Origin of the sequence: Desulfosporosinus metallidurans, assembly GCF_001936615.1 — a bacterium.
Taxonomy (GTDB): domain Bacteria; phylum Bacillota; class Desulfitobacteriia; order Desulfitobacteriales; family Desulfitobacteriaceae; genus Desulfosporosinus; species Desulfosporosinus metallidurans.
Window position 1 is genome coordinate 71777 of record NZ_MLBF01000011.1, and the last position, 12427, is coordinate 84203.

Sequence of the window (12427 nt, forward strand, 5' to 3'; positions counted from 1 at the left end):
AAAACCCCTCCGTTCTTATTAGCTAATTTCGATTTGCTCGATTAAATTTTTCAGTCGGATTCACATTATTTTTAGAACTGGAGCTGCTATTTAAAGAGCTGCTCAAAGAGCTTAAAATGTTTGAAGGTTGAAAACCACTGCCACATGCCGTATCCATCATAGTTTGGGCCAGCCAGGCATCTAATTCTGCATTTTTATAATTCACATCGGCTGTCGCTTTGGCCACTTTTGCATCCCCAAGTTCTTTTAAAGTGATCTGGGAATTATCATATTGAACTTGTGCTGTTTGATAATTAAAGTTTGCCTGATCATCCAGATATTTCATAGCTTCCATGGTCTTCATCGCATATTCCAAGGCCTTGTAATTATTTGTGATATCCAGCTGAACATTTATTTTTGCCAGATCTAAATCGTTCTGAGCACTATCGATAGCATACTGCTGCTTCTGGACATAAAATTGAAAATCCGTCGGCAATTCAGCCTTGCCATAGTCATATTCCTTCTTTTTGGTATCGAGCGTGCTCTGAGCATTAACTATTTCCGCTCGGTTGCCTAAGGCAATGTTGACATAGTCATTTAAGGATTTAATCTGGGCTGCAGGAATTATGTTATTATCTTGCAGAGTATATTGCTTTGCTAAATCTTCACCCATCATATTACTGATTAACAGGGAAGCCGAGTTAACACTTTTTTGAGAACTATCGTGTCTATATTGAGATTTAAGGTAAGCAATTTCACTCAATCTAAGTTGAGATTGGGATATCATGCCTAACGACAACTGCTGCTGAGCTTTTTTGTAATCGGCATCTAAGCTATCCATAAGACCCTTTTGAATAGTCAAAGCATAATTCGCTTTCAAAAGACCGATATAGGCTTTATATGACGATAATCGAACTGCATTGGTTGTAACGAGTTGCAAATTCGTAAATGTTGTTAAGCTATTTTGGACTTCCATGGGTTTAAGAATAATGAATTCAACGGCTTGATAAGAATTCATATAGCGCAAACCATTTCGTACACCATTAACTGCTGCTGTTATATCAGCATAATTTTTCTGCATTAGCGTTACCTGTCTATTGACAGACTGAACGTCTTGAGAATTTTTCAAAGACTGTATGGCAACTTTTTCTATGTCAAGAGCATCATCCGCAGCCATAACAGTGTTCGTTGAAACAAGCAGCATCAAAGCGACCATTAAAATGGAAATTATTTTTTTCACATAAATCCTCCTTTACTCATAACTCATTACTTCGATAGTGATATTATTCAGAACCGACCGTTCGGTCACCCTATTATTTATACGTCAAATTTCATGAGAAATCAATCCCTTAAGCACGCCCACGAAACAATAATTTTGCGAATCATTTTACTTTCGAACCTCTCTCCATAATTCCCGAACTTGTTTCACTGCCTCCATGAAAACGGCAACCAAGCGAATAGGATTCTTTCTCATCTCCTCCAGACTGACGGCCACTTGGCTCACCGTGCCTCCCACCTGATCACTTGTCTGTCTCACAAGGTTGGTCACAGCCTGCACATCCTCAAGCATATACGGCAAATGAGTGTTTAAATCCTGAATTGTTTGCTTCGCCTCATCCGTGAGTTTCCGGATTGAACGAATCCAAAACGTTAACTCAAGGCCGAGCACTCCCAGAATAATGGTAGCTACAAGAGCACACACCTCATAGACCATAGATTCCCCTCCACTTATCATCCTCAAATTTGATCACTGCCGTTTATTCTATTGTTTTTCACCCAAGTCCCATATGGCCCAACCATAGTCAAGAGGTTTTCCAAAGGACTGAATCTTCGCCTTCTCCGGCGTTCCCGACCCTTGCAGCGTATGCACAACCTCTACAGTTCCTTCATGCAACGTCTGACCCGCTACATCCCGGATTGTGGGATGGATGACCAACCAATACGTCGCATCAGGGGATAACGCTTTCTCTGGAATCACTTGCACATCGGAGGGTCCAAGCGTATTAAACGTCGTAAGGGTCCTCTCTCCGGTCAGACTGTCAATGAGCTCGATACTCGAATCGTTCACACTTTGCCAGTTAATCGCCCCGTCAAAATGCACAGTAAACTTTTTGTCCAGTGGAATTCCTGATAATTCACTGACTTTACGATAATCGGGATAATAGAGGGAATAACTCGCAGATTTCTCCTGAGTAGCCACCGAGTTCGAAAGTTCTCCCCAAGCTTCCCAATAGTCTGGTGTCCTAGCCTTGGTGAGGGCGACCGTTTTATCAGACAGCAGCAGTTCCGCCGCCTTGAGTGAATCCGCTTGCTGTATTGCCACATCAGGAGTAACCCCTACTTTGTCAATTTGATGCCCAAACGGGGAATAGAAGTGATCCACTGTCATCTTAAAAACTCCACCGTTCGAAAGAGTGAACATACTCTGTACGCTCCCCTTACCATACGTCGTTGTCCCGACGATGGTCGCTTTATGGTAATCTTTGACCGCCGCAGTTAGAATTTCGGAGGCACTGGCGCTGTTTTCGTTCGTCAGAAAAAGTATGGGTTGGTTCAAAGTAAACGCTTGCTCCGGGGCTTGGTATAAGCGAATAACCCCCGTGCGGTCTTTAACTTGAATTGCAACATGGGGTCCAATGAAATAGCCCGCAAGGTCAATTGCCGAACTTAAGTACCCTCCCCCATTGTCTCTTAAATCAACAATCCAACTGTCGACACTTTGATTGCTTAATTGCATAACTGCCCTTTCAAATTCCTTCGGTGTGTTGCTGCCAAACGATTTCAGGCCAAGATAACCGATATGTCCATCAAGTAAAGAACCCGTCACTGTGGGTTCAGTGATCGCCCTGCGCGTTACATTCAAATCCTTTGTCACAGTCCCTTGCCTCACACTGATTTGTACTGTGCTTCCCTCGATCCCTCGCAGTAATCTCACTGCCTGGTCGGAGGATAACCCGGCCAAGGATTGCCCAGCCGCACTGACAATCAAGTCCCCAGCTTTCAAGCCGACCTCTTCCGCAGGGGAACCAGAAATGACAGAGACCACTCTTACCCCTTCAGCTTCCATGTTAATATGTACCCCGATCCCATAAAAGCTCATATTAATACTTCCCACAAAGCCCTGGTAATCCACTGGGGAGAAATACATCGTGTGCGGATCTCCCAAACGTTTCAGCGTCTCATCCACGGTCGGAGCATTTAAGACATCAGCTGAAACAGGATCCACATACTGATTTTGAAGCAATGCACGAATTTCTGGCAAAACATCAACATTCGAAGCCAGAACCGACGTTGAATTACTCAGAAGTAGGGTTAAGACGAGCATTAAGTATAAGACTAAGTGTCCAACTGCTTTCTTCCGTAAAAATCTTGCTAGCATAGTTTCTATAATCTCCCTCCAGAGTTCTAAAGCCACTCTGGATTATAGATTCGACGCGTTATTGGATTTACCTTCGGCCTTGCTTAAAAAGTTCTTTCCAAGCATATGAAAATACCTTCTAAAGTTATCGCGACTTTAAGAAGGTATTTTTATAGGTCTGACTCATTATATTATCCATATGCTTCACTTATATCGCCTTCCGTGTTGTAATGACATCTCCTACGGCATTAATCGTACCTTCCATATGGCTTACCTTAAACTTGAGATTATCGATTTCCGCTCCATGTACCTGATTACTATGCTCTATAGCCTTAACAACCCAATATATTTCGTCTTGTCTAGATTCCAGTCTATCCATTCTTGATTCTAGTCTATCCATTCTTGATTCTAGTCTATCCATTCTTGATTCCATTCTTGACTCTAAGCTATCAATTCTTGACTCTAACCCATCCAGTTTGTTGAGTATAAGCCCGAGCATTTCTTTAATCTCATTCTCCATCGTTCCACCACCTCTCTTTCTAAATTATACCATTACTGTGATACCCCATCAAGATAATCTGTTCAACAGAAAAGGAAAAGGTCACCAACAACCTTTTCCTAAATCCTACTTTTTATCCAATAATTAACCCGCCACTAGCCGTTTCTCTTGTTATCTCTACCCCTTTGAGCTCCGGCAGCGCCTCCGCGAACATCGTTGCCTTTTCTCCGGGCCCAAGTATCTGTCTTTGGTGCATAGGCGTTTCTGTTGTAATTCCCCTGAGGAGGTCTGGGATTTCCCATGCTTCTCCCTCGCATAGGCGCCGCTTCTGTCAATCGAACCTCGACGGCTTCAGGCTCCTTCGTAATAATCTTCAGGGCAGCCGACAAAAGAGTTATCGAGTCATTTTCAGCCAGTAACTCTTCAGCGACTCCTTTATATTTCTCAATATCTTCTTCAGAAATGACTCTCAAAATCTCATTCATCGTTAAGCGTTGTTGACCTTCCACAGCCTCTATGATAGTTGGAATAGGCTTGCGAACGATTCTCCGCTTAATAACGGATTCAATGAGTCTTAGCATACCGATCTCCCGTGGTGTGACTAATGTAATCGCCAAGCCTGTTTTGCCTGCTCGACCGGTACGCCCCACCCGATGGACGTAACTCTCTGGATCTTGAGGAATATCAAAGTTAAAGACGTGGGTCACTCCGCTAATATCCAGACCCCGTGCAGCCACATCAGTAGCCACCAAAACTTCGATGGTGCCGTCTTTAAACTGTCGCAAGACACTGTCTCTCTTATTTTGAGTCAAGTCACCGTGAATTCCTTCGGCCGAATAGCCACGTTTACTCAAAGCCTCAGATAGTTCATCCACCCGCCGTTTGGTTCGCGCAAAAACAATCGACAAATCCGGTGATTGAATGTCAAGAAGGCGTGATAAGACATCAAATTTCAGTCGTTCCGTCACTTCCACATAATGTTGCTCAGTATCGGAAACCGTGACTCCTGTCGACTTAATACTAATCAGCTCCGGCTCCTTCATAAACCGCTGAGCAATATTTTGAATTTGCCTAGGCATGGTGGCGGAAAAGAGCAAGGTCTGACGTTCTTCTGGAATTTCCTTGAGAATCGTTTCGATATCTTCCAAAAAGCCCATGTTCAGCATCTCATCGGCTTCATCCAAAACAACAATTTTAATGTCATTGAGGCGAATCGTTCTCCTCCTCATGTGATCCATTAAACGTCCTGGAGTTGCTACAATAATATGGGGCCTTTTTCTCAGGGCCCTGATCTGCCAATCGATCCCTTGTCCACCGTAAATAGGCAAGGCGTGAATCCTTTTAAACTGCCCAATCTTGTTTAACTCTTCAGCAACCTGGACCGCTAATTCTCGCGTGGGCGCAAGGACTATGCCCTGAATCTGCTCGGCTTGTGGCATAATTCGTTCCACCAAGGGAATTCCGTAAGCAGCCGTCTTGCCCGTTCCGGTCTGGGCCTGTCCAATCAGATCTTTTCCCTCCATCGTGGTAGGAATCGTCTTCTCTTGAATAGGGGTCATTTCCTCAAACCCCATGTTGATAATTGCTCGAATAACGGGTTCACTTAATCCTAAGTCTGTAAATGTTGCCAATACGTTCATTCTCCTTTTTGTTTGTTATACTTATTAAGTTCTCCAATTGCGTCTCTATCTATAACTGCGCATAAAAAGTTCTTATACCTATAACCGCCGAAACAGAACATCCGCGCTCGCGCGTGAGTTTCGCTAACGGGGCGAAAGACGCTTGTGGTACTCAAAAAAATATTATACCATAAATATACCGGGATTAAAAGTTAGTATTTCACATTCCAAAGCTCCATCCTCGCTCCCCCGAAATAAATTCAGCCGACCCCCAGAGGGAGTCGGCTGATGAGAAGGGCAATGAGCAGGTTACTAAAAATCAAACACTGTACTTAACTCAATTACGAGGTCTGGGAAGATCGATACCTCTACATTATCCGTCTCAGTATATAGTTCAGGTCTTCCATATCTGTTATTGTCCTGTAGAGTGAATACACTTACAAGTTTTGTATCTGGCTCTACAATCCAATATTCTTTCACACCAGCCTTTTCAAATTTATTAAACTTGAAAAGCTTATCATTTCTTGCAGTTGATGGTGAGGATATCTCGACTATGAGTGATGGTACCCCAAAATAACCTGTTTTTCTAAGCTTGCTTTCTTCACAAACTACAACAATATCGGGTTGTGAGACGATATTTGAAATTTCTTCATCGCTTTCATCAAGTTCAGGAATACAAAGGTCAAATGGAGCAGCAAATACTCTACATGGTTTACCTTTAAAATAATCGTTGAACTGAGATGCTAATTGAATACTAACTGCCTGATGTTGCCATGTTGGAGCCGATTGCATATAGCGTATTCCATTAATAATTTCCCATCGTTCATCACTTGGGAATTTTAGATAGTCTGCATATGTGTATTTCTTTTCTTCTTGTGATAACGGCATATGACCTCCTCCTTACCGTTCGTATTATACCAAATATTTACATGAAATGCACTTCGTTTATTCCGGCTTGAAAGTGATAGAGTCTATCGTCTTCCCATCACTTATAGCTTGGGTCGTAATCTGTTTTTTTGGATAAGTAAAGGTTGAAGTACCAACTACATCCTTCTGTTTCATCAGTTGTTGTGATAGGTTCATATTAGTCTCAACTAGAGATGTTCCTGTGGGGACTGGAGTTAAATACGCAGTCCAGCAAGTGCAAATGCCATTACTAAGATGACAACCCCCATGAATGTTTTCCTTAGCAATTTCATCACATCCTTATTCTTGAATTTCATATCTCCTTTATTATACCATTTATTGTAGTTGGGTAACAGAGAAGAGCCTTAATACCCCTTGAATCTTATGGGTTTGCAAAGAAAAATGGGACCCCACAAAAAGATGTCAAAAAAACGTATCTAAGAAATAAGATGCATTGCGCATACCTACCTTCGGACGCGAAGGTTCTTTTTTGAGGTATATTACGCCAATTCTCGATACAAAAAGCAGTCGATTAACTCTATCGACTGCTTTTTGTTCTTTATGGTTTTTCTTCTTGTTGATAAGTGTCCTTTAAGCTCGTTTTTCCTTGCCCAGCTCCCCCAAAGCTAATTGAGGGCTCAGGTTCTTCTGCTCCAACATATAATTGATACTAATTCCCAGCCCTAGAAGTACCCAAAACACTGGGGCCACAGAAACTACACTATCGTTAAAAAAGGCGGCACCAAGGTAACCACATACTGCCACAAAGATTCCCACTCCGGCTCTCGAGACAAAATCATCATAATCATTCTTAATGTAGAGCTTTGCACTTCTGATAAAATAGGCGATAAACAATGATAAAAGAGCCAAGAGGGAGATGATCCCAGTGTTTAAGCCAACCTGCAAATATAAGTCATGAGGCTTATCTATGATCTGCCACATATCGCCATTATAAGCATAGAATTTGCCAATAAAATCATTCTGAGGGAAATAGATAGCAAAGGTATCTGGTCCGTACCCTACAAATAAAGTATGCTTCAGTAAAGGAATGGATCTGGACCAGATATATCCCCGAGAAGACCCTAGCAATTCTTTACCTTCAAATCCCCACTTTTCTACCGGTTGGATATTGACAACTTGGCCTTTGCCATTTAGCAGAGCGACCTTATTGTTAGCTAGACTAAAGTTCAATTTTAGAATACCCTTCTCTAATTGGAGAGCATTCATAGTATTGAACTTGCCCTGCGTGAGCTTATAGTCTTTGTACCGATTATCCTGTAAATCGATCTTGCCTGTACTTTGCTCAAATTTTATGCCGATCGGATGGTCGTCTTTATCCATAAACGTGAGTTGACCGCTATTTACCGAAAACTTAAGGGTCTCGGTTGGTGTCACTAACGTCGCCTGGTTTCCTTTGATATCTAACCCTTGCAAGAGTGATTTCGCTTTGGAATCGTCTTTCCCAGTAGTTCCCGTAATCTTTGCCGCATCAGAAACTAAGGAACCAATCCTCGAACCTAAATATCCCTTTGAAATATAATTTAGTCCAAATACTACAAGACCCAAAATCACAAACCCACCAACAAAGTACTTCCAATTCCTAAGTATGTATTTGTTAATCATAATTAATAAAATGATGAGTGCCAAAACACCACCCAACATACCCGCTCGGGAATTAGAGCCAATCCAGTTTACCGCCATTAAAAGGGAGAGACCAGCGAAGAGTGCTTTGAGCCAACCTCTCTTGGTGAGCACGAACAGGGTAAATGTCAAGGGGAAAAGCATCGCCATATAACTACCCACATAGTCGATATGATAGAGGGTAGAATAAATCCAGTGTTTGGCAAATTGAAACTGTAATTTATCCGCCATTTGTTGGTAAGCCGCAGGCAGAATGAGACTTTTACCAAATGCAGATTTGAAAATATCATAACCTATGTATTGAAACACACCAATTATGGCAATAATGACTGCCCCTGCGAATAAAGCGCCTAAAAGAACTTTGATATGCTGTTCCTTGTTCACAAGATTAATGGTAACAAATAAAACGGCCATATAGGCTAGAAGTACGTACATCCCTTCATATCGATCGGTGAAACCCGTTAACGAGATATCCGTATACTGAGAAAACTCCGTAGAAAGAATCACAAAGAAAGCATAAACTGCGATTGGAATATAATAATAGCTACCCCTTATCCTATCAAATCCGTAAAACATAACGACTAATGCCAAAACAACAACGGCTAAGATACTACTAACTAAGATCCCCACCATCTTATAATAAGAGAAAAAGTCCAGATTTTCCTTCTGACCCGTCCAAAAATCAAAGGAAGCGCCGGTTAACGGTACAACTTTTAGATATACTATTAAAGGCACAACCGCCAGCAAGAACATCAATGGCAATAATAAATACCAATTATAATTAATAACACGATCCTTCTTTATCAAAAATCCCTCACCTTCCTCAAACCATGTAGTATATGCAGGATCTAATAAAACAATATGTGTTATTATAGCATTTTTAGGAAAAAGTTTGTACAGCTTTTTAAAGCCAAGTCATATTGTCCATGTAATCTCCCCTTAGAATCGGTGTGAGTTTGCTTCTTAGCGGTTCTGTGATGTCCTTCAGCCTTAGATCATCGATCTTCAAGATATCCACGGTATCCAATTTGAGCTTGTCCGCTAGTTCCTTGGCCGTCAAGTGTTGGTTTTTCCGAAGTTCTTTAACGGTTTTCTTATCCTTAAACTCCAACCCAAAAAACAAGGTAACCCCTCCTATCCTCAATAAGATCAGTTTGGAGTGTGAAAATTACTTTATCAAATTCCTTGCCTTTAATTCTGTCAAAATCCGTTCAACCCCGTCTTCCACGCTTTCTTCCTCAGTCGAGACGATGATATCCGGATTTTGGGGTATTTCATAGGGATCAGAAACTCCGGTAAAGTTAGGGATTTCTCCAGAACGAGCTTTGGCGTACAATCCTTTGGGATCACGCCGTTCGCATTCCTCAAGGGAACAACGGACATAGATTTCCAAAAAATCATCCGTTCCTATAACTTCTCGCGCCAACTGCCGATCGATCTGATACGGGGAAATAAAAGCGACGATAACGATCATCCCCGTCTCCAGAAAGAGTCTAGCGACTTCTGCAACGCGCCGGATATTTTCCGTCCGATCGGCTTTACTAAAGCCCAAATCCCGATTTAATCCCTGACGGATATTATCTCCATCCAGTAAATACGTTCGAATCCCTAGATCATACAAGCGCTTGTCCAATGCATTGGACAAGGTCGATTTTCCTGACCCCGATAACCCGCTGAACCACAGTACTCTACCCCTGTGCCCAAGTTTATTATCCATTCACATATCTCTCCTTGGCTATTTCAGAACCATGTTTTAAATTTGTCTATTTTCTTTACTCTCACTCAGTCCAAGTACAATGTTCCTCAACCTCTTCCCAAGTCATATAAATCCGAACAATATCTTCTTCAACAAGGTCACTACCCATCTGGACCTCGATAAACTCCAAATCCGTAACAGCACGCAAGCCGTGTTTAGCTCCAATCGGAATATTTAACACATCCCCTGGCTTAACACGGCAAACTACCCCGTTAAATGCATAAAGTCCCTCACCGCTTATAATGGTCCAGACCTCACTCCGTTGATTGTGATATTGATAACTAAAATTCATGCCCGCCATTAAGCTAAGCCTCTTAGTCAAAACCTCATTGCCACCCTCAAACACCGTACGGTCTAAAACCCGATACCATCCCCATCGTCTCTCCTCGTACATCGGACGCAGGTTAAACTTACCCACTAAGTCCTTAATCGACGGACTAGAGTCTTTATCCGTGACTAAGATTCCATCAGGACTTACAGCCACAACCGCATCAGAGATACCAAGAACCACGACCGGAATGTCCAACTCGTTAATAACATGGGTATTGAGAGAATCTTCACTTAAGATTGCATTGCCTACCAGACCATTAGGCATTTCCTCCGTTAAGGTATTCCAGGTGCCTAAGTCCTTCCAATCCCCCTCGTATCTGAGAACAACAATATGCTCGGCTTTTTCCACCACTTCATAATCAAAACTAATTTTAGGTAATTTGGTATATTGCTGCAGCAACTCTTCGTAGTCCGTCGGAAGACCTTTTTGGGTAAGTTGGGAAATAATATAATCAAGTTTAAAAGCAAATACGCCACAATTCCAGAGAGCCTGTTGCTGCATAAGTTCCTTAGCATCAGTTCCCTTGGGCTTTTCCCTAAAATAACTAACCCTAGAATAAAGTTGGGTTTCCTGGCTAGGTTCAGGCACAATATAACCATACTTTTCCGAAGGAAACGTTGGAGATACTCCGATGAGTGCCAAATTAGCGTTGGACTCCTCTAGTACCTTCTCCAATTCTTTAATCTTATTGAAAAAACCAACTTCGACATGGGGATCGACGGGTAAGACAACCACAGTCTCATCTAATCCCGTCTTTTCCACGGAATAAAGATAAGAAGCGGCCAAAGCAATCGCTGGAAAAGTATCCCTTCGCTCAGGTTCAACAATCATCGTTACATTTTGCCCTAATTGACGTTGAATCATATCGACTTGCGCTTTACTAGTGGCTACCAAAGAAGAATGAGCTAGATCCACCGATTCCAATTGCTCCCAAACCCGTTGTACCATGGAAACTGGTTCTCCTTGCTCATTTTGTAATACTTTAAGAAATTGTTTTGATCTTGCATCATTCGATAACGGCCACAGTCGTTTGCCAGAACCACCCGAAAGTAAGATTAGTTTCATCATATACACCCCTTAAAATCTATAGTGCTCCCAATTCCTCTAAGGCACTAATCAAAGACTTCTTAAAATTTTCCTTGCTAAATTCCCCTGCCTTACTCCTTAACAACGAGGGCTCAAAATACCCTTGACCGCTCCCGCTCAATTCCTCAAAGCGTAAAATTCCGGCCATCATTCCCTCGACGGTCTGCTCATTAAATAATACACCTGTTACACCGTCTTCCACAATATCAACCGCGCCGCCTTGACCATAAGCAATCACCGGACAACCGGACGCTAGGGCTTCAACCATAGTTAAGCCAAAATCCTCTTCTCCGGGAAAGAGAAAGGCCCGAGCCCGGGCTAAATAATCCACAACGACCTGTTCACTCTGGCGGCCCATAAACCTAATCGTTTTCCCTTTACCGCGATCCATGGCTTTCAAGCGTTTTTGCTCCTCACCATCACCAACCACAATTAAGCGACGTCCCAAACGATTACAGGCCTCGATTGCTAAGTCAACCCTTTTATACCCCACTAATCTAGAGACAACCAGATAAAACTCTTCCCTTGCACAATTAGACGTAAACCGGTCGATATCCACGGGTGGATAGACCACACGTGATTCACGCCTATAATGCTTTCGTATCCGCTCTTGAACTGCATGTGAAATAGCGATAAAGTGATCGACCCTATCCGCACTTAGTCGATCCCACAAACGAATCCTATGCATTAGCCAAACGACTAGCCAACGCTTTAGACCTATTAAGGATTTCATATACAAATGGTATGAATCCCAAGCGTAACGCATTGGTGTATAACAATAACAGACATGAATCGTCTTAGTCCCAGTTATTACTCCTTTCGCACAGGAGGAGGAACTACTGAGGACCAAATCATAATCACTAAGATCAAATTGTTCAAAGGCATAAGGCATTAAGGGCAACAAGTTTTGATGTTTACGCATGAACTTGGGTAAACGTTGTAGGAAGGACGGGCGAACATCAGCCTCAGCCAGACTTGGCACAAGGTTAGCTGACTCAAATAAGGAGGTATAGACAGGGGCATCCGGAAAAAGTTCCAAAAGGACACTCACTACTTGTTCCGAACCGCCCATATTGGTCAACCATTCGTGGACTATGGCAACTTTTGGTTGGTATCCTTCACTTTTCATGTTCACAACTTCTTTTGCATTCTTAGTCATCTTGTCCCCCAGTTACCGGTTCTTTTAAACCAGACTTCACCCATGGTTTTTATCCTAAACTCTGAACAAGCACACCGAAATCTTTAATGGTCG

11 protein-coding genes are annotated in these 12427 nt (G+C 42.4%); all 11 read right to left on the minus strand.

Annotated features, from left to right (window positions below; genetic code table 11):
* Positions 1–22 precede the first annotated feature (22 nt).
* Positions 23–1219: a TolC family protein gene (locus DSOL_RS09630; protein ID WP_075364655.1), complete on the minus strand. Its 1197-nt coding sequence runs from the start codon at positions 1217–1219 to the stop codon at positions 23–25.
* A 147-nt stretch (positions 1220–1366) separates the two neighbouring features.
* Positions 1367–1693, minus strand: a complete 327-nt coding sequence (locus tag DSOL_RS09635; RefSeq protein WP_075364656.1) for a hypothetical protein — start codon at positions 1691–1693, stop codon at positions 1367–1369.
* Between the two features lie 48 nt (positions 1694–1741).
* Complete coding sequence (locus DSOL_RS09640) at positions 1742–3358, minus strand: S41 family peptidase (RefSeq protein ID WP_075364657.1); 1617 nt, start codon at positions 3356–3358, stop codon at positions 1742–1744.
* 187 nt (positions 3359–3545) lie between these two features.
* Positions 3546–3857 carry a M domain protein gene (locus tag DSOL_RS09645; protein ID WP_075364658.1) on the minus strand — a complete coding sequence of 104 codons (312 nt, stop codon included), beginning with the start codon at positions 3855–3857 and terminating at the stop codon, positions 3546–3548.
* A gap of 134 nt (positions 3858–3991) precedes the next feature.
* The gene (gene cshA / locus DSOL_RS09650) at positions 3992–5467 is read right to left on the minus strand and encodes a degradosome RNA helicase CshA (protein ID WP_075364659.1); all 1476 of its coding nucleotides are present in this window, start codon (positions 5465–5467) and stop codon (positions 3992–3994) included.
* Positions 5468–5767: 300 nt separating this feature from the next.
* On the minus strand, positions 5768–6343 hold the full coding sequence (locus DSOL_RS09655; protein WP_075364660.1) for a Uma2 family endonuclease: 576 nt from the start codon (positions 6341–6343) through the stop codon (positions 5768–5770).
* 609 nt (positions 6344–6952) lie between these two features.
* Positions 6953–8809: an O-antigen ligase family protein gene (locus DSOL_RS09660; RefSeq protein WP_235838759.1), complete on the minus strand. Its 1857-nt coding sequence runs from the start codon at positions 8807–8809 to the stop codon at positions 6953–6955.
* 97 nt (positions 8810–8906) lie between these two features.
* Positions 8907–9125: a transcriptional regulator gene (locus DSOL_RS09665; protein WP_075364661.1), complete on the minus strand. Its 219-nt coding sequence runs from the start codon at positions 9123–9125 to the stop codon at positions 8907–8909.
* 45 nt (positions 9126–9170) lie between these two features.
* Positions 9171–9719, minus strand: coding sequence for an adenylyl-sulfate kinase (gene cysC / locus DSOL_RS09670; RefSeq protein WP_083642407.1), 549 nt, complete (start codon positions 9717–9719; stop codon positions 9171–9173).
* Between the two features lie 61 nt (positions 9720–9780).
* Positions 9781–11154 carry a sugar phosphate nucleotidyltransferase gene (locus tag DSOL_RS09675; protein ID WP_075364662.1) on the minus strand — a complete coding sequence of 458 codons (1374 nt, stop codon included), beginning with the start codon at positions 11152–11154 and terminating at the stop codon, positions 9781–9783.
* 19 nt (positions 11155–11173) lie between these two features.
* A complete protein-coding gene (locus tag DSOL_RS09680) occupies positions 11174–12334 on the minus strand; it encodes a glycosyltransferase (RefSeq protein WP_083642409.1) in 1161 nt (386 codons plus the stop codon).
* Positions 12335–12427: the final 93 nt, after the last annotated feature.